The organism is Burkholderia sp. SIMBA_051, from assembly GCF_046534915.1.
Taxonomy (GTDB): domain Bacteria; phylum Pseudomonadota; class Gammaproteobacteria; order Burkholderiales; family Burkholderiaceae; genus Burkholderia; species Burkholderia ambifaria.
In genome coordinates, this window is record NZ_JAWRXS010000003.1 from 54,141 (window position 1) to 71,389 (window position 17,249).

The window sequence follows — 17,249 nt, forward strand, 5'->3', positions numbered from 1 at the left end:
GTCATTTCGGGCCACGGTCGCCGGCGCGGCAGCACCCGATGCGGCCCCGCGCGGGTAGAGTGCCGCCGTGGTGTCATTGCGGGCCAGCGACGCTACAATCCGCCGAAACCGCACCGGAGTCCGCCGCATGGCCCTGTCCGCCCCGGATGCCGCGCGCCAGCTGAACAAGGCGACGGTATCGTCCGCGTATGCGCTGTTCATGCTGATGCTCGCCGAGGAGCGCGGCATCGAGGGCGAGCGCATTCTCGCCGGCTCCGGCGTCGCGCGCGAGCGGCTCGCGCAGCCCGACGCGCGCATCACGCCGCTGCAGCAGGCGGCGATCGTGTTCAACCTGCTCGACGCGACGAACGATCCGTCGATCGCGATCGAGATCGGCCTGCGCAGCAGCCTGACGAAATCCGGGCTGATCGGCTTCGGGCTGATGAGTTGCGCGACGCTCGGCGAAGCGATCGCGCTCGGCATCCGCTACCTGCCGACGCGCGTGCCGTTCTTTTCGGTGCGGCTCACGCAGCTCGACGGGATCGTCGACATCGACGTGCTCGAGGCGTTTGCGCTTGGCCGGCTGCGCCAGTTCGCGGTGGAAAACTTCCTGGTCGAGACGGCGATCCTGTTCAACTCGCTGCTCGATCCCGCGCCGGGGCGCACGCTGCAGTCGCGTGCGGAGCTGCATTTCGAATGGCCGGAGCCGCCGTGGTTCGAGCGCTATCGCGCGCGGCTGCCGCGCTGTCATTTCGACGCGAGCGCGAACCGCATCCGCTGCGACGCCGCGCTGCTCGACGAGCCGATCGGCACCGCGAACGCGCAGACCGCGCAGATGATCGTCCAGCAATGCGAGGCCGAGCTCGCACGGCTCGGCTATGCGGAAAGCATCGTCGAGCGCGTGCGCAACCTGCTGATCTGCGGTGACGCCGGCTATCCGTCGGTGGACGACGTCGCGCGCGAACTGCACGTATCGGCGCGTACGTTGAAACGCAAGCTCGCGGAATTCGGCGCGACCTATTCGACGCTGCTCGACGAGATCCGGCTGCGCGATGCGCTGCGGTTGCTGGAGGGCACGCGACTGCCGGTCGACGAGATCGCGGCGCGGGTCGGCTATACCGACCGCGCGAATTTCACACGCGCGTTCAAGCGCTGGACCGGCGTCGCGCCGAGCGAGCGGCGCTGACGGCGCGCGGGGCGGCGCGGACCGGTGCCTACCGGGCGCACGGCGTCGATCCGGTGGTCATTCGACTAATCAGACGATCGCAACCCAGTTCGCGCCGCGCCCACCGGGCACGCGCGCGTGCAACGCCAGCGTGCCGTCGTCCGGCGCGATCGCGTAGACCGCCACGTATTCCGACTGTTCGCCGCACGCGACGAGCCAGCGTCCCGACGGATCGATCGCGAAGCCGCGCGGCTGCGTTTCGGTGAGCGTCGCGTGCGCGGGTTCGAAGCTGCCGTCCGCGGCGCGGCGATAGCAGAGCAATTGGCTCGACGTGCGTTCGCTGACATACGCGAAGCGCTCGTCGGGCGTCAGGTGCAGATCGGCGGCCCACACGGCGGGCCCGGTCGGCGCGGGCGGGCGCGCGTGACCTTGCGGGAGGTCGGCGACGGCCGCGTGCCGCGCGCTGACCTGCGCGTCGCCGAGGCGGCCGCTGTCGGTGTCGCGGGCGAAGGTCGCGAGCGTGGCCTGGAATTCGCTGACCGCGACGAGCGCGCGGCCGTCGCGCGCGAAGCGCAGATGACGCGGCCCGAAGCCGCCCGGCACGCGCGTTTCGCCGTGTTCGAGCGCACGCAGGCCGCCGGCATCCTCGACCAGCGCGAACGTGAAGATCCGGTCCGAGCCGAGCGAACTCACATACGCGAAGCGGTTGTCCGGCGACACGACGACGGCATGCGCGTTCGCGATGCCGTGCGCGACCTGCAGCGGCGCACCGTCGCCGTCACGCACGCGCGCGGCGTCGTAGAGGCTCAGCGAATTGCCGCCGTACGATGCGCCGAGCAGCCAGCGGCCGCTGCGGTCGAGCGACAGGTACGCATGGCTCGCGTCGATCGCGGTCGCGCCGATGCGTGCGAACGCGCCGGTGCCGGTCGCGACGCGGAACGCGACGATCGTCGGCTGCTCGCCGCGCGTCGCGACGTACAGCCGCGCGCGATCGGGCTGCACGGCGACGGGCATCGCGGCATCGCCGGCCGGGTAGCGGGCGAGCGGCGCCAGCGCGCCGTCGGACGGGAGCGAGAACGTGGCGAGGTCGCCGTCGACGGCATTCGAGACGACGACGGTCAGGCGATCAGTGTTCGGCATGGCGGAGCATCGCGGTGTTCGTGAAGGACTCGTCGGCCGGCAGGCCGCGCGGCGGATCGCTGCGCCGGTGGGTGCGCGCGAACAGCGCGGCGACCGCCGCGACGAGGGACGCGATCGCGAGCGCATACAGGCCGCCCGTGATCGAACCCGTATGTTGCTTCAGATAGCCGAATGCCGTCGGCGCGACGAAGCCGCCGAGGTTGCCGATCGAGTTGATCAGCGCGATCACGGCCGCGGCCACGCGCGTGTCGAGGTAGCCCTGCGGGATCGGCCAGAACAGCGCCGACGCGGCCTTGAAGCCGAGCGCGGCGAAGCAGATCGACGCGAACGACCAGACGGGATCGTGCGACGTCGACGCGAACAGCCCGCACGCGGCCAGCACCAGCGCGAACGACAGCCAGCGCTGCGGATGCTTCCACTTCGCGGACAGCACCGCGAAGCCGTACATCGCGCCGATCGCGATCATCCACGGAATCGTGTTGTAGAGGCCGACCTGAAAGTCAGTGAGGCCGCCCATCTTGCGGATGATCGTCGGCAGCCAGAAGGTGGCCGCGTAGATCGTCAGCTGGATCGCGAAATACAGGAAGCAGAACAGCATGATCTGCGGGTCGCGCAGCAGCGTGGTGGCCGACACGTGCACCTTCGAGCGCACGTCGCGTGTCGCGCGCTCTTCGTCGAGGGCGTTCTGCAGCGCAGCGCGTTCGTCGGCGGTGAGCCACGTCGCGTCGCGGATGTGCGATTTCAGCAGCAGCCAGCTCGCGCCGCACAGCGCGACCGAGAACATCCCTTCGATCAGGAACATCCACTGCCAGCCCTGCAAGCCGAAGCCGTGGATCGACAGCAGCGCGCCGGTGACGGGCCCGGACAGGACCGACGCGAACGCGGAACCGCCAAGGAAGATCGCCATCGCCTTGCCGCGTTCCTGCGGCGGCAGCCATTGCGACAGATACAGCACGACGCCGGGGAAGAAGCCGGCCTCGGCCGCGCCGAGCAGGAAGCGCAGCGCATAGAACGACGTGTCGTTCCACACGAACGCCATCGCGGCCGCGACGACGCCCCATGTCGCCATGATCCGCGCGAGCCAGATGCGTGCGCCGTAACGCTGCATCAGCAGGTTCGACGGCACTTCGAACAGCGCGTAGCCGACGAAGAACAGGCCGGCGCCGAGCCCGTAAGCGGCCGCGCCGATACCGATCGACGCTTCGAGGTGGCGGTCGACGAAGCCGACGTTCACGCGGTCGATGTAGTTCGCGATGAACATGATCAGCACGAGCGGCAGCACGTGCCACTTCACTTTCGAAACGGCGGACGCGAGCGGGTCGCGGCCGGGCAGGGCGGGTGAGGTCAAGGGTGTGTCTCCGGTCGGGCGGCGAACGGGGGCGGCGGCGGCGGCCCGCGTCGGCGTCGGGATGGTGATTTAAGTAGTATGTCGTCGTACGACATGGTACGCCGGAGCTTTAGGCATGGCGTCGCGGGTTTACCCGGAATATGCCCAAATATTGGGGAATATCAGGAGGGTGGCGCGCCGTTCGACCACATCCGATGACGTATGACGTGGGATCGCGAGCGAGCGCCGGCTGAGCACTGGCGGCGTCGCATGCGACGTGCTGAAGCTGCGTACCGCCATTGCCGAGCGCGCGTAATGCCGGCAGCTCGCGACGCAGGCGATCGAGCGCCTCGGCCGGATCGACGCGCTCGTGAACAGCGCGTTCGTGCACGGCACGTTTCCGGAGGCCGTCGAGGACGCCGATCTCGACGGCTGGCGCGCGGTGTTCGACACCAACGTGTTCGGCACCATGACGCTCACGCTGGAAATCGTGCCGCACATGAAGCTGCAGAAGCGCGGCGCGATCGTGATGATCAACACGCAGGCGACGCGCAAGCCATTTGCAGGGGAATCGGGCTACGCTGTATCGAAGGGCGCGCTCGCGGTTGCGGCAAAATATCTGGCGCGCGAGCTCGGCGTGCACGGGATCCGTGCGAACAGCATCCACATGGGGTGGATGTGGGGCGTGCCGACCCAGACGTATTTCCGGCAGGCGGCAGCCGAATACGGGATGACGGAGGAGGAGATCATCGCGCCGATCGCGTCGAACATCGCGCTCGCGAAGCTGCCCACCGACGACGACTGCGCGCGCGGCGCTGTTCCGTGCGTCGGATTACGCGAACGCGGTGACCGGCGCGACGCTGGATGCGAACGGCGGCGATTTCATGCCCTGAGGAGGGAGCAGCGAATATGCAGGAAACTCGTCAGGCACGGCATTTCTTCGCGTTCAACGGCGACGCGGATGGCCTCTGCGCGCTGCAACAGCTGCGGCTCGCGGAGGGCGCGGGCGGCACGCTTGTGACCGGCGTGAAGCGCGATATCAAGCTGCTCGAGCGAATCGACGCGCGGGCCGGCGATCGCGTGACCGTGCTCGACGTGTCGCACGACCAGAACCGCGACGCATGCGCGCGGCTGCTGCGCGACGGCGCGGCGGTTCGCTACTTCGATCATCACTTCGCGGGCGCGTTGCCGGGCGATTCGCGTTTCGATGCGTATATCGACACGGCCGCCGACATCTGCACGAGCGCGCTCGTGAACCGCTATCTCGGCGGGCGGCACGTGCGCTGGGCGATCGTCGCGGCGTTCGGCGACGAACTGCCGGCGCTCGGCGACGCGCTCGCCCGCGAATACGGAATCGACGAAGCCGAACGCTGCACGCTGGCCGAGCTCGGGCTCTATCTGAACTACAACGCCTACGGCGACTGCGTCGGCGACCTGCATTTCGATCCGGCGGTGCTGGCCGATGCGATGCTGCCGTGCGCCGATCCGCTCGACTTCGTGCGCGACACGCCGGTGTTCGCCGCGCTGCGCGACGGCTATCGCGACGACATGGCGCGGGCATGCGCGCTCGTGCCGCTGCGCGACGTGCCGGGCGCGACGTTGATCAGGATGCCGGATCAACCGTGGGCGCGGCGCGTGTCGGGGATGCTCGCGAACGAGCGGATGCGCAATGCGCCGCACGCGGCGCTCGCGGTGCTGTCGCCGCGTGCGCAGGGCGGGTTCGTGGTCAGCGTGCGCGTGCCCGACGGCAGGCCGCTTTGCGCCGACGAGTTCTGCCGCGGTTTCCCGACCGGCGGCGGGCGCAAGCGCGCGGGTGGCATCAACCATTTGCCGGAAGCCGAGTTCGACGCGTTCGCCGAGCGGTTCGAAGCGGCGTTCCGGCTGGACTGAGCCGCGGCCCGTGCGCCGCGCGCGTCGCGCCGCTCCAGCCGGTTGCGTCGGCGAGCCCGGCACGCGCGAGTCGATCGCGTCACGCGTGAACCTCGACGAAGAATCGTCGGAATGGACTAAGGCGTTTCACCGGGCCGGCGATCCGGCGTCGGCACGCGATGCGCGCATGCACGCCGCATGCATTGCATGCATCGACATCGCACTAGCCTGCCGCGACAATACGGGTCACTTTCAATTTCCTGCCGCGAGGTGCTCGTGTCCGCCAAGTCGTCCGTTGCTCCTGCCGTCGTGTGGTTCCGCGACGATCTGCGCGTGACCGACCAGCCCGCGCTGACGCGCGCAGTCGCGTCGGGCCGGCCGCTCGTGTGCGTGTATGTCGACGACACGGGCGACGGGGCGGGGCGTGCGCTCGGCGGCGCGGCGCGCTGGTGGCTGCACGGCGCGCTCGCCGCACTCGACGCGGCGCTCGCGCGTCATGGCGGACACCTGCTGCTATTGCGCGGCGATGCGCAGCGCGAGATCGAGCGCGTCGTGCGCGACACGGGCGCGGCGGCCGTGTACTGGAACCGCCGCTACGCGCAGCCGCAGCGCGACGCCGATGCGGCGTTGAAGGCGTCGCTGAAGGCGCGCGGCCACGAGGTCGAGAGCAGCAACGGCAGCCTGCTGAATGAACCGTGGGAAGTGATGACGGGCGCCGGTACGCCGTTCCAGGTGTTCACCGCATACTGGCGCGCGGTGCGGCGCGATCGCACGGTGACGGCGCCGCTGCCCGAACCGGAGCAGATCGCGTTTCATCCGTGGCCGGCCGCCGTGCGCGAACGCGTGCTGGCGCTCGACGCGCTCGCGTTGCGCCCGCACGCGCCGGACTGGGCGGGTGGTCTGCGCGACGCGTGGCCGGCGCCCGACGAAGCCGGCGCGCATGCGCGGCTCGACGCGTTCGTGCACGCGTCGCTCGCCGGCTACGCCGACACACGCGATCGGCCCTGTGAGCCCGCGACGAGCCGGCTGTCGCCGTTCCTGCGCTTCGGCAACGTGTCGCCGCGACAGGTGTGGCATGCGGTGCAGGGTGCGGCACAGACGGGCGGCGCGGCGTGCGCGGCCGGTGCGGAGAAATTCCTGAGCGAGCTCGGCTGGCGCGAATTCAGCCACGTGCTGCTGTATCACTTCCCGGCGCTCGCTATCGACAACTTCCGCGCGCAGTTCGACGCGATGCCGTGGCGCGACGATTCCGCTGCGCTGCGCGCGTGGCAGCGCGGGCTGACCGGCTATCCGCTCGTCGACGCGGGAATGCGCGAGCTGTGGACGACCGGCTGGATGCACAACCGCGTGCGGATGGTCGTCGCGTCGTTCCTCGTCAAGCATCTGCTGATCGACTGGCGGGCGGGCGAGCGCTGGTTCCACGACACGCTCGTCGATGCGGACGCCGCGAACAACCCGGCGAACTGGCAATGGGTGGCTGGCTGCGGGGCCGACGCCGCGCCGTATTTCCGCATCTTCAATCCGGTGACGCAGGGCCGGAAGTTCGACCCGCAGGGTGAGTACGTGCGCCGCTGGGTGCCGGAACTCGCGGGCCTCGACGCGGCGGCGATCCACGCGCCGTGGGAGGCATCCGCGGCGCAGCTGGCGGCGGCCGGGGTGCGGCTCGGGCTCGACTATCCGGCGCCGATCGTCGATCACGACGGCGCGCGCCGTCGTGCGCTCGATGCGCTGGCCACGTTGCCGAAGCCGGGCGCCGCCGGCCGTTCGCGCGCGGTGTAACTTGCCGCGTCAGTTGCAGAACGCCGCGTGCTCGACGAGCGCGAGCGCGATGCCCGAATCGAAGTAGGTCGCGCCGCACCACGCGACGAACGCGAGCACGCCGGCGACCAACGCCGCACGGATCATGCCCATGCGGCGTTGGCCGAGCCGGGGCGCGCGATGCGTGCGTCGTCGATCGGCAGGTGCAGCAGCGCGGCCAGCACGCCGAGCGCGATCGAGCCGATCCACAGCGGCAGGTACGAATGCGTCGCGTCGTACACGAGCGCGCCGAGCCACACGCCGAAGAAGCTGCCGAGCTGGTGCCCGAAGAACACGAAGCCGAACAGTGTCGCGATGTAGCGCACGCCGAACACCTGCGAAATCACGCCATTGGTCAGCGGCACCGTGCCGAGCCACGTGAAGCCCATCACGGCCGCGAACACGTAGACGCTCGCGACCGACAACGGCGCGGCAACGAACGCGGCCATCGCCAGCGCGCGCACGAGGTACAGCACGGACAGCACGTACTTGCGCCGCAGCAGGCCGCCGAGATAGCCACACGCGTAGGTGCCGGCCACGTTGGTCAGCGCGATCAGCGCGAGCGCGACGCTGGCATGGCGCGCGGGCAGGCCGTGATCGAGCAGGTAGGCCGGCAGGTGGGTCGCGACGAACGCGAGCTGGAACCCGCATGCGAAGAACCCGGCGTTCAGCAGCCAGAAGCCGCGGTGCGCGAACGCCTCGCGCACGGCCGCCGCGATCGACTGGTCGGTGCCGTCGGCACGGCTCGCGGCCTGCGCGGGCCGGTCGCGCACCAGCACGGCGAGCGGCGCGAGCAGCGCGGCGACGAGGGCGAGCGCGACGAACGCATGCTGCCAGCCGATGCCGCCGATCAGGACCTGCGCGACCGGCACCATGCAGAACTGGCCGAGCCCGCCGATCGCGCCGGCGACGCCGAGCGCCCAGCCGCGCTGGTCGGGCGGAAACAGCCGGCTCAGCGCGCCGTAGATCGACGCGAACGCCGACCCCGACAGCGCGATGCCGATCACGAGCCCCGCACCGGCCGTGAACACGCCGATCGACGCCGCCAGCGCCATCGTGACGAGCCCGGCCGCGTACAGCAGCATGCCGGCGACGATCACGCGCACCGACCCGAAGTGGTCGGCGATCATCCCGGTCAACGGCTGCGCGATGCCCCACACCAGGTTCTGCAGCGCGAGCGCGAGGCCGAACGCTTCGCGCGACCAGCCGTGGTCGAGCGTGACCGGCGCGAGGAACAAGCCCTGCACATGGCGGATGCCGAGCGCGGCGCCCATGATCAGGCCGCCTGCGAGTACCGGCAGCCAGCGCCGCCGTGCGTCTCGTTCGATCGGGGTCATGCATGTCTCCGGATGAATGTGTGCGGCGCGACGGCCGCGTTCGATCCGATTAGACGATCCGGTCGCGGTGTCGCTCAAGCGATCATTCGGTCGGGTTCGCATGCGTGCCGGGAATGTGACGCGAGGTCGGGCGCGATGTCGGCGAGAAGGGTGAGGGGGGCGAGAAGGGCGAGAAGGGCGAGAAGGGCGAGAAGGGCGAGAAGGGCGAGAAGGGCGAAAAGGGCGAAAAGGGCGAAAAGGGCGAAAAGGGCGAAAAGGGCGAAAAGGGCGAAAAGGGCGAAAAGGGCGAGGACGGCGCGGACGGCGAGGACGGCGGCGCGGGCCGGGTGCGTGGAGCCGCTGCCGCGCAGGCGGCCGGCGTGGCACGCGGCCGATGCGCTGTTACGGCGTCGGTCCATCGCCTGCAGTGGCGCGATCCGTCGCGCAACGATCGCCGCTGCGCGCAGGCACCGACATCGGCTCAACGCGAAAAACCGCGCGCGCCTACCGCTGCTCCACGTCGTACGCGCGCATCGCCGCGTCGCACTCGGCTGCTTCGGCGAGTATCCAGTCGCGCACGTCGGCGACTTCGCGGCGCGGTGCCGGATCGTGCCGGAACAGCCAGTAGCCATAGGCATCCGACGCCGTCTGCGAGCGCGGGCCGAGCACCGCGAGCCGGCCGTCGGCGAGCATCGGCGCGACGAGCGCGAGCCGTCCGAGCGCGACGCCCTGGCCGGCGATCGCCGCGTGGATCACCTGGTCGTACTGGTTGAAGCGCAGCACGCCCTTGGGGCGCGCGTCGCCGAGCCCGGCCGCGTGCAGGTGCGCACGCCATTGCAGCTGTGTTTGCGGCGGCCCGTCGAATTCGAGCAGCACGTGGTCCGCGATCGCGGCCGCGTCGGTGACGGGCCGGGCGGCCAGCGCGGGGTGCGCGACCGGCACGACGATCTCGTCGAACAGGCGTACCGCGCCGGCCGGCGCGCGCTCGCGCGGGCAGTAGCGGATCCCGAGGTCGATGCCTTCCGCGCGCAAATCGAGTACCTTGTCGTTCGCGGCGACACGCAAGTCGACCTCGGGCAGGCGCGCCTGCAGGCGCCCGAGTCGCGGCAGCAGCCACAAGGCGGTCACGCCGATGCTCGCGGTAATCGTGACGGGCTGGCGCTCGCGCGCGGCGGCGAGCGACGCGACGGTGTGCTGCAGGCTGAGCAGTGCCGCATCCGCGGCGCGGAACAGCCGCTCGCCTTCGGGCGTGAACGCGATCTTCCGATAGCCGCGCTGCAGCAGCGCGACGCCGAGATGCGCTTCGAGCGCATGCACCTGGCGGCTGACGGCCGACTGCGTGACGCACAAGTCCTGCGCGGCGAGCGTGATGCTCATGCGCCGGCCGACGGCGACGAAGCCGCGCACGAGATCCAGCGACGGGAGACGGACGAGCGGCGTTGACATGCGTCGAGCTCATGCGAACGGAGCAGCAAGATTGGTTGAGAACACCGGGCGCGTCAAGTTCAATGGAGGCTGGCCGACGGGCAGGCGCCAGGTCAGGTGGTGCCGCACAGGAGACAGGATGACGATTTCGAACGAAGCAGGCGGGACGGCGCACCCGGCCGGGCAAGCGGCCGAGTACGCGCCCGGGCGGGCGGCGGACGCATTGCCGCCGCAGCCCGTGACGCTGACCGCGGCCGATGGCTACGCGTTGCGCGGCTACGTGTGGCGCCATCGCGGCGGCGGCGGTGGCGCCGGGCGGCCCGTGACGGTCATCAATTGCGCGACGTCCGTGCGCTGCGACTATTACTTCCGCTTCGCCGCGTGGCTGTTCGCGCAGGGGCGCGACGTGCTCGTCTACGACTATCGCGGGATCGGCGGATCGCGCCCCGCGCGGCTCGCGACGCTGCGCGCGAACTGGCTCGACTGGGGGCGGCTCGATTGCGAGGCCGCGCTGCAGTACGCGCGCGACGCGTTTGCGGGCCAGCCGCTCGACGTCGTCGCGCACAGCATCGGCGGCTGCGTGCTCGGGCTCGCGGCGTCGAACGCGTGCGTGCGTAATGTGGTGACCGTCGGCGCGCAGTATGCGTACTGGCGCGATTATCGGCCGCAAGAGCGGCGGCGCATGTGGTTGAAGTGGCACGTCGCGATGCCGGCGCTCGCGGCCGTGTTCGGCTATGTGCCCGCGAAACGGCTCGGCTGGATGGAAGACACGCCGCGCGGCGTCGCGCTGTCGTGGGTGCGCGCGCAACCGCGCTTCGAGGATACGTACACGCACGGCCTGCTCGCTGAAACCGCGGCGAGCCGCGCCGCGTTGCCGGCCCGCTTCGCGCGGCTGTCGGCGCCGATGCTGGCGATCGGCCTCGAGGACGACGGCTTCGGCACGATCGCCGCGATCGAACGGCTGGCCGGCTACTACACGGGCAGCGACGTCACGCATCTGCGGATCGCGCCGCGCGACATCGGCGTCGATGCGATCGGTCATTTCGCGTTCTTCCACAGCCGCTTCACCGACACGCTGTGGCCCGTCGCGTTGTACTGGCTGCAACACGGCGCGCTGCCGGCCGATGCGCCGGGCCATGTCCACGCGCGCCATCCGGCGCAGCGTGCGGGGCAGGCGGAAAGCGGCGTGCCGGGCGCCGTCGCGCAAGGCTGACCGCGCCCGCAACCAGGCCGTCGCGTCGATCAGGCGGCCGCGCCGGCCGCCGCCGCCGACGATCCGCGTCGCGACGCATCGTTCCGCGTCCCGCGCGATCGATTAACATCGGACGTTTGATCCGACTGCCCGCTGCGTGCCGATGTCCGTTCCGCCCGATTCCGAGATTTCCGCCGACCTGTCGCGCGCATGGCGCGTGCACCTGCTCGACCTGCCGCCTGCCGCGTCGCGTGCCGGCGTGCAGGTCGCGCGCATCGATTTCGACTGGCGCGTGCCGCTCGCGTCGCCGGCCTATGCGGCATTGAGCGACGCCGAGCGCGCGCGTGCCGGGCGCTATCTTCGACACGAGGATGCGGTGCGCAGCGCCGCGACGCGCGCCGCGCTGCGCGACGTGCTCGGCGCGGCGCTCGACATCGCGCCGAACGATATCGCGATCGTCGTCGATGCATCGGGACGGCCGTCGCTGGATCCCGCGCATCGCGCATCGCTCGATTTCAACGTGTCGCACGCGGGCGATCACGCGCTCATCGCATGGGCAGGGACGGGGCGCGTCGGCGTCGATATCGAAAGCTGCAACCGCACGACCGACTGGCGCGCGCTGACGGCCGAAGTGTGCGCGACTGCCGAAGCCGCGTATCTCGACGGCCTGCCGCCCGGCGCGCGTGCCGACGCGTTCATGCGCGTGTGGTCCGCGAAGGAGGCGCTGCTCAAGGCGCTCGGCATCGGCATCGGCGGTGGGCTGCGCGCGTTCGCCGTCGTGCCGCCGCGCGATGCGGCGACGCCTGCGACGACGATCATCGAGCCGGCCGCGCCGGCGGCCGGCGTGGCCGCGTTCGACGCGCGCTGGCTCGACGCGGCGCCCGGCTACGCGGCGTGCGTCGCATGGACGCGCGCATGAGCCGATGTCACCGCGCGGCGCTCACTCGAGCGGTGCGTCGTTCGGCGCCGTGTAGCGCGTCCTGATCACGTCGCTCATCGGGAAGTCGAACGCGAGCCCCTTCGGCGGCACCGGCTTCATGAACCACTTGTCGTACAGCGCATTGATCTCGCCGCTCTTCATCAACTGCACGAGCACGCCGTCGACGAGCGCCTTGAACTGCGGATCGTCCTTGCGCAGCATGAATCCGTACGCTTCCGACGACTGCGGCGTGCCGACGATCGCCCAGTCGGCCGGTTTCGCCGCGAGCTGGCGCACGCCGGCGAGCAGCACGTCGTCCATCATGTAGGCGGCCGCGCGGCCCGATTCGAGCGTGAGGCGTCCTTCGCCGTAGTCCTTCGCGCTGATGATCTGCATGTTCATCTTCTTTTCCTCGTTCATCTTGCGCAGCAGGCGTTCGGACGTCGTGCCCTGGTTCGTCACGACCGTCTTGCCGGCGAGATCGGGGAAGTCGCGGATGCCCGAGCTCGTGCGCGTGAGCAGGCGCGTCGTCGCGACGAAGAAGGTGGTCGAGAACGCGACCTGCGCGTGGCGCGCGGCGAGATTGGTGGTCACCCCGCATTCGAGATCGACGGTGCCGTTCTGCACGAGCGGGATGCGGTTCTGCGACGTGACCGGGATGAAGCGCACCTGCAGGTCGGGCTTGCCGGTGCGCGCCTTCACGGCGGCGATCACGCGATCGCACAGGTCCTGCGAGAAGCCGATCACCTTGCCGCTCGCGTCGACGTAGGAGAACGGCACCGACGTTTCGCGGTGGCCGATCGAGATCAGGCCGGCCTGCCGGATCTTCTCGAGCGTGCCGGACAGCGGCTCCGCGGCGAGCGACGTGCCGCACGCGAGCGCGCAGGCAGCGACGAGCAGGCTGCGGCCGAAAAGGGCGGTCAACCGGGGCGGGATGGTCATGGCAGGTCTCCGAATGCGGATGGCAGGAAGGTGCGGATTCGTATGTTGCCAAAGACAAAATAATTGCAACATATGTTAATTCCCGGGCCTGGCCGGCTACTCCGGCGGGGCGCACCCGGCATCAGGGAAACTCCCGAGTCGAAATCATTAAAAACGGGGTTGTCTAGACAAGTTCCGGTGGCTACACTGCAATCCATCCCGAACTTGTCTAGACAGGATTGCTCACATGATTACGTTGACCCCCGGACACCTGACCCTCCCGCAACTGCGCAAGATCGCTCGCGAATCCGTGCAGCTCACGCTCGACCCGGCGAGCTTCGCGAAGATCGACGCCGGCGCGAAGGCGGTCGCCGACATCGCGGCGAAGGGCGAGCCGGCGTACGGCATCAACACGGGCTTCGGCCGCCTGGCCAGCACGCACATCCCGCACGACCAGCTCGAGCTGCTGCAGAAGAACCTGGTGCTGTCGCACGCGGTCGGCGTGGGCGAGCCGATGGCACGCTCGTCGGTGCGCCTGCTGATGGCGCTGAAGCTGTCGAGCCTCGGCCGCGGCCACTCTGGCATCCGCCGCGAGGTGATGGATGCGCTGATCACGTTGTTCAACGCCGACGTGTTGCCGCTGATCCCGGTGAAAGGCTCGGTCGGCGCATCGGGCGACCTCGCGCCGCTCGCGCACATGTCGGCCGTGCTGCTCGGCGTCGGTGAAGTGTTCATCCGCGGCGAGCGCGCGAGCGCGCTCGACGGTCTGCGCGTCGCGGGCCTCGCGCCGCTGACGCTGCAGGCGAAGGAAGGCCTCGCGCTGCTGAACGGCACGCAGGCGTCGACGGCGCTGGCGCTCGACAACATGTTCTCGATCGAAGACCTGTACCGCACCGCGCTCGTCGCGGGTGCGCTGTCGGTCGACGCGGCGGCCGGCTCGGTGAAGCCGTTCGACGCACGCATCCACGAGCTGCGCGGCCATCGCGGCCAGATCGACGCGGCCGCGGCGTATCGCGACCTGCTCGACGGCTCGCCGATCAACCAGTCGCACCGCGACTGCGACAAGGTGCAGGATCCGTACAGCCTGCGCTGCCAGCCGCAAGTGATGGGCGCGTGCCTGGACCAGATGCGCCACGCGGCCGACGTGCTGCTGATCGAAGCGAACGCCGTGTCGGACAACCCGCTGATCTTCCCGGATACCGGCGAAGTGCTGTCGGGCGGCAACTTCCACGCTGAACCCGTCGCATTCGCGGCCGACAACCTCGCGCTCGCCGCAGCGGAAATCGGCGCGCTGGCCGAGCGCCGCATCGCGCTGCTGATCGACGCGACGCTGTCGGGCCTGCCCCCGTTCCTCGTGAAGGACGGCGGCGTGAACTCGGGCTTCATGATCGCCCACGTGACGGCTGCCGCGCTGGCGTCGGAAAACAAGACGCTCGCGCACCCGGCATCGGTCGACTCGCTGCCGACCTCGGCGAACCAGGAAGACCACGTGTCGATGGCGACGTTCGCCGCGCGCAAGCTCGCCGACATCGCGGACAACACGAAGTACATCCTCGCGATCGAACTGCTGGCCGCCGCGCAGGGCGTCGACCTGCGCGCGCCTTACCACACGAGCCCGAAGCTCGCGCCCGTGATGGAAACGATCCGCGGCCATGTGGCGCACTACGAGCTCGACCACTACTTCGCACCGGATATCGCGGTGATCGCGAAGCTCGTCAGCGAGCGCGCGTTCGCGAAGGTCGCGCCGTTCTCGTTCGCATCGGAACAGTAAGGCCATGAGCGCGCCGGTCTACCAGGAGATCAAGGATTTCATCCTGGGCCGCATTCACGCCGGCGAGTGGGCGGAGGGCGACCAGGTGCCCTCCGAAAACGAACTGGCCCGCGAGTTCAAGGTCGCGCGCATGACCGTCAACCGCGCGTTGCGCGAGTTGACGGCCGAGCAGGTGCTCACGCGCATGAAGGGCGCGGGCACCTACGTCGCGCGGCCGAAGTACGAGTCGACGCTCGTCGCGATCCGCAGCATTTCGGAAGAGGTCGACGCGCGCGGGCATGCGTACCGCGCCAGCGTGCTCGGCCTCGACACGATCCGCGCCGACGAGGCGCTCGCCGACGAGATGCAGATGGCCGTGCGCGCCACGCTGTTTTATTCGCAGGTGTTGCACTTCGAGAATGACGAACCCGTCCAGCTCGAAGAACGATGGGTGAATCCGGCGGTCGCGCCGGATTATGCCGAGCAGGATTTCACGAACACGACGCCGAACCTGTACCTGATGCGCGCGGCCCCGCTGCAGCGCGTCGAGTACCGGATCGAAGCGGCGGCTCCGGCGCCCGAGCGGCGCGAGCAGTTGCGGATGGACGACGTCGAGCCGTGTCTGGTTTTACATCGGCGTACCTGGTCGCAGGGCGTCGTCGCCTCGGTGGCGAACTTGTGGCACCCGGGCAGTCGTTATCGCTTCACCGGGCATTTCTGATTCCAATTGATCTTCACTTTCCTTCGGGAGCAGTTGTCATGAACCATCCGAAACACATCGATCCCCGTCTCGATCCGACGCGCACGATCCGCGCACCGCGCGGCAGCGAGAAGGTCTGCAAGACCTGGCTGGCCGAAGCGGCCTACCGGATGATCCAGAACAACCTGGATCCGGAAGTCGCCGAGCATCCGCATGCGCTCGTCGTGTACGGCGGCATCGGCCGTGCTGCGCGCAACTGGGAATGCTATGACCAGATCCTCGCGTCGCTGAAGGATCTCGAGGATAACGAAACGCTGCTGATCCAGTCGGGCAAGCCGGTCGGTGTGTTCCGCACGCACCCGGATGCGCCGCGCGTGCTGCTCGCGAACTCGAACCTCGTGCCGCACTGGGCGAACTGGGATCACTTCCACGAGCTCGACCGCAAGGGCCTGATGATGTACGGCCAGATGACGGCCGGCAGCTGGATCTACATCGGCAGCCAGGGGATCGTGCAGGGCACCTATGAGACGTTCTTCTCGGTCGCGAACCAGCACTTCAACGGCGACCCGTCGGGCCGCTGGATCCTGACGGGCGGCCTGGGCGGCATGGGCGGCGCACAGCCGCTGGCCGCGACGATGGCAGGTTTCTCGATGATCGCGGTCGAATGCGACGAGACGCGCATCGACTTCCGCCTGAAGACCCGCTACGTCGACAAGAAGGCGACGACGCTCGACGAAGCGCTCGGCATGATCGACGAAGCGAAGCGCGCCGGCAAGCCGGTCTCGATCGGCCTGCTCGGCAACGCGGCCGACGTGTTCGCGGAACTCGTCAAGCGTGGCGTCACGCCGGATTGCGTGACCGACCAGACGAGCGCGCACGACCCGATCAACGGCTACCTGCCGCAAGGCTGGACCGTCGCGCAATGGCGCGAGGCGCAGAAGGTCGATCCGCAAAGCATCGTGAAGGTCGCGAAGCAGTCGATGGCCGAGCAGGTGCGCGCGATGCTGACGCTGCAGGAACGCGGCGCGGCCACGCTCGACTACGGCAACAACATTCGCCAGATGGCGCTGGAAATGGGCGTCGAGAACGCATTCGACTTCCCGGGCTTCGTGCCGGCCTATATCCGCCCGCTGTTCTGCGAAGGCAAGGGTCCGTTCCGCTGGGTCGCGCTGTCGGGCGATCCGGAAGACATCTACAAGACCGACCAGAAGGTGAAGGAGCTGATTCCCGACGACGCGCACCTGCACAACTGGCTCGACATGGCACGTGAGCGCATCGCGTTCCAGGGCCTGCCGGCACGGATCTGCTGGGTCGGCGTGAAGGATCGCTATCGCCTCGGCCAGGCGTTCAACGAGATGGTGAAGAACGGCGAACTGAAGGCGCCGATCGTGATCGGCCGCGACCATCTCGACACCGGTTCGGTCGCGAGCCCGAACCGCGAGACGGAATCGATGAAGGACGGTTCGGACGCCGTGAGCGACTGGCCGCTGCTGAACGCGCTGCTGAACACCGCGGGCGGCGCATCGTGGGTATCGCTGCACCATGGCGGTGGCGTCGGGATGGGCTTCTCGCAGCACTCGGGCGTCGTGATCGTCGCCGACGGTACCGCCGAAGCGCACGAGCGTCTTGGCCGCGTGCTGCTGAACGATCCGGCGACGGGCGTGATGCGCCACGCGGATGCCGGCTACGAACTCGCGCAGCAGACGGCCCGCGAAGCCGGCCTGAAGCTGCCGATGCTCGGCCGCTGAG

Annotated in this window: 16 protein-coding genes; 9 read left to right on the plus strand and 7 right to left on the minus strand. The window is 69.5% G+C overall.

The features are described 5' to 3' along the window. Window positions 1–127 precede the first annotated feature (127 nt). On the plus strand, window positions 128–1,165 hold the full coding sequence (locus SB771_RS07700) for an AraC family transcriptional regulator (protein ID WP_175662641.1): 1,038 nt from the start codon (window positions 128–130) through the stop codon (window positions 1,163–1,165). A gap of 69 nt (window positions 1,166–1,234) precedes the next feature. On the opposite strand, the gene SB771_RS07705 is transcribed toward SB771_RS07700, so the two are convergent. Continuing rightward, the gene (locus SB771_RS07705) at window positions 1,235–2,284 is read right to left on the minus strand and encodes a lactonase family protein (RefSeq protein WP_175662642.1); all 1,050 of its coding nucleotides are present in this window, start codon (window positions 2,282–2,284) and stop codon (window positions 1,235–1,237) included. After that, a complete protein-coding gene (locus SB771_RS07710) occupies window positions 2,271–3,632 on the minus strand; it encodes an MFS transporter (RefSeq protein WP_175662643.1) in 1,362 nt (453 codons plus the stop codon). The genes SB771_RS07705 and SB771_RS07710 overlap by 14 nt, the downstream gene beginning before the upstream one ends. Window positions 3,633–3,981: 349 nt before the next feature. On the opposite strand from SB771_RS07710, the gene SB771_RS07715 reads away from it, so the two are divergent. The 3 genes from SB771_RS07715 to SB771_RS07725 all read left to right on the plus strand — a co-directional run bounded on the left by SB771_RS07715 (window position 3,982) and on the right by SB771_RS07725 (window position 7,259). Continuing rightward, a complete protein-coding gene (locus SB771_RS07715; RefSeq protein WP_233410129.1) occupies window positions 3,982–4,632 on the plus strand; it encodes an SDR family NAD(P)-dependent oxidoreductase in 651 nt (216 codons plus the stop codon). Then, window positions 4,521–5,501, plus strand: a complete 981-nt coding sequence (locus tag SB771_RS07720) for an acetyltransferase (RefSeq protein WP_175662644.1) — start codon at window positions 4,521–4,523, stop codon at window positions 5,499–5,501. Before SB771_RS07715 ends, SB771_RS07720 begins: the two co-directional genes overlap by 112 nt. Before the next feature lie 255 nt (window positions 5,502–5,756). Beyond that, complete coding sequence (locus SB771_RS07725; RefSeq protein ID WP_175662645.1) at window positions 5,757–7,259, plus strand: cryptochrome/photolyase family protein; 1,503 nt, start codon at window positions 5,757–5,759, stop codon at window positions 7,257–7,259. Window positions 7,260–7,268: 9 nt separating this feature from the next. Here the strand turns inward: SB771_RS07725 and SB771_RS07730 are convergent, their stop codons facing one another. From SB771_RS07730 to SB771_RS07745, 4 genes are all read right to left on the minus strand, one after another. Continuing rightward, a complete protein-coding gene (locus tag SB771_RS07730) occupies window positions 7,269–7,391 on the minus strand; it encodes a hypothetical protein (protein WP_279607325.1) in 123 nt (40 codons plus the stop codon). Further along, a complete protein-coding gene (locus tag SB771_RS07735; RefSeq protein WP_175662646.1) occupies window positions 7,382–8,614 on the minus strand; it encodes an MFS transporter in 1,233 nt (410 codons plus the stop codon). Before SB771_RS07735 ends, SB771_RS07730 begins: the two co-directional genes overlap by 10 nt. A gap of 74 nt (window positions 8,615–8,688) precedes the next feature. After that, a complete protein-coding gene (locus tag SB771_RS07740) occupies window positions 8,689–9,012 on the minus strand; it encodes a hypothetical protein (protein WP_244096825.1) in 324 nt (107 codons plus the stop codon). A gap of 85 nt (window positions 9,013–9,097) precedes the next feature. After that, a complete protein-coding gene (locus tag SB771_RS07745) occupies window positions 9,098–10,039 on the minus strand; it encodes a LysR substrate-binding domain-containing protein (RefSeq protein WP_175662647.1) in 942 nt (313 codons plus the stop codon). A gap of 118 nt (window positions 10,040–10,157) precedes the next feature. On the opposite strand from SB771_RS07745, the gene SB771_RS07750 reads away from it, so the two are divergent. Then, the gene (locus tag SB771_RS07750) at window positions 10,158–11,231 is read left to right on the plus strand and encodes an alpha/beta fold hydrolase (protein WP_175662648.1); all 1,074 of its coding nucleotides are present in this window, start codon (window positions 10,158–10,160) and stop codon (window positions 11,229–11,231) included. Window positions 11,232–11,373: 142 nt separating this feature from the next. Next, on the plus strand, window positions 11,374–12,129 hold the full coding sequence (locus tag SB771_RS07755; protein WP_175662649.1) for a 4'-phosphopantetheinyl transferase family protein: 756 nt from the start codon (window positions 11,374–11,376) through the stop codon (window positions 12,127–12,129). A 21-nt stretch (window positions 12,130–12,150) separates the two neighbouring features. Here SB771_RS07755 and SB771_RS07760 read toward each other — a convergent pair whose 3' ends face one another. Next, window positions 12,151–13,071, minus strand: a complete 921-nt coding sequence (locus SB771_RS07760) for a glutamate/aspartate ABC transporter substrate-binding protein (RefSeq protein ID WP_175662650.1) — start codon at window positions 13,069–13,071, stop codon at window positions 12,151–12,153. Between the two features lie 226 nt (window positions 13,072–13,297). On the opposite strand from SB771_RS07760, the gene hutH reads away from it, so the two are divergent. Genes hutH through hutU form a run of 3 tightly spaced genes read left to right on the plus strand, consistent with a single transcriptional unit; the run spans window position 13,298 to window position 17,248 of the window. After that, entirely contained in the window at window positions 13,298–14,821 is a 1,524-nt protein-coding gene (gene hutH, locus SB771_RS07765; RefSeq protein ID WP_011657420.1) for a histidine ammonia-lyase, read from the plus strand. A gap of 4 nt (window positions 14,822–14,825) precedes the next feature. Continuing rightward, the gene (gene hutC, locus SB771_RS07770; protein WP_011657419.1) at window positions 14,826–15,521 is read left to right on the plus strand and encodes a histidine utilization repressor; all 696 of its coding nucleotides are present in this window, start codon (window positions 14,826–14,828) and stop codon (window positions 15,519–15,521) included. Between the two features lie 38 nt (window positions 15,522–15,559). Further along, window positions 15,560–17,248, plus strand: coding sequence for a urocanate hydratase (gene hutU / locus SB771_RS07775; RefSeq protein ID WP_175662651.1), 1,689 nt, complete (start codon window positions 15,560–15,562; stop codon window positions 17,246–17,248). Window position 17,249 lies beyond the last annotated feature (1 nt).

Bases quoted from the DNA above. Each gene is read 5' to 3' on its own strand.
- SB771_RS07700 (WP_175662641.1), top strand. From the start codon at position 128: ATGGCCCTGTCCGCCCCGGATGCCGCGCGCCAGCTGAACAAGGCGACG.
- SB771_RS07705 (WP_175662642.1), bottom strand. From the start codon at position 2,284: ATGCCGAACACTGATCGCCTGACCGTCGTCGTCTCGAATGCCGTCGAC.
- SB771_RS07720 (WP_175662644.1), top strand. From the start codon at position 4,521: ATGCAGGAAACTCGTCAGGCACGGCATTTCTTCGCGTTCAACGGCGAC.
- SB771_RS07730 (WP_279607325.1), bottom strand. From the start codon at position 7,391: ATGGGCATGATCCGTGCGGCGTTGGTCGCCGGCGTGCTCGCGTTCGTC.
- SB771_RS07735 (WP_175662646.1), bottom strand. From the start codon at position 8,614: ATGACCCCGATCGAACGAGACGCACGGCGGCGCTGGCTGCCGGTACTC.
- SB771_RS07740 (WP_244096825.1), bottom strand. From the start codon at position 9,012: ATGGACCGACGCCGTAACAGCGCATCGGCCGCGTGCCACGCCGGCCGC.
- SB771_RS07745 (WP_175662647.1), bottom strand. From the start codon at position 10,039: ATGTCAACGCCGCTCGTCCGTCTCCCGTCGCTGGATCTCGTGCGCGGC.
- SB771_RS07750 (WP_175662648.1), top strand. From the start codon at position 10,158: ATGACGATTTCGAACGAAGCAGGCGGGACGGCGCACCCGGCCGGGCAA.
- SB771_RS07755 (WP_175662649.1), top strand. From the start codon at position 11,374: ATGTCCGTTCCGCCCGATTCCGAGATTTCCGCCGACCTGTCGCGCGCA.
- SB771_RS07760 (WP_175662650.1), bottom strand. From the start codon at position 13,071: ATGACCATCCCGCCCCGGTTGACCGCCCTTTTCGGCCGCAGCCTGCTC.
- hutH (WP_011657420.1), top strand. From the start codon at position 13,298: ATGATTACGTTGACCCCCGGACACCTGACCCTCCCGCAACTGCGCAAG.
- hutC (WP_011657419.1), top strand. From the start codon at position 14,826: ATGAGCGCGCCGGTCTACCAGGAGATCAAGGATTTCATCCTGGGCCGC.
- hutU (WP_175662651.1), top strand. From the start codon at position 15,560: ATGAACCATCCGAAACACATCGATCCCCGTCTCGATCCGACGCGCACG.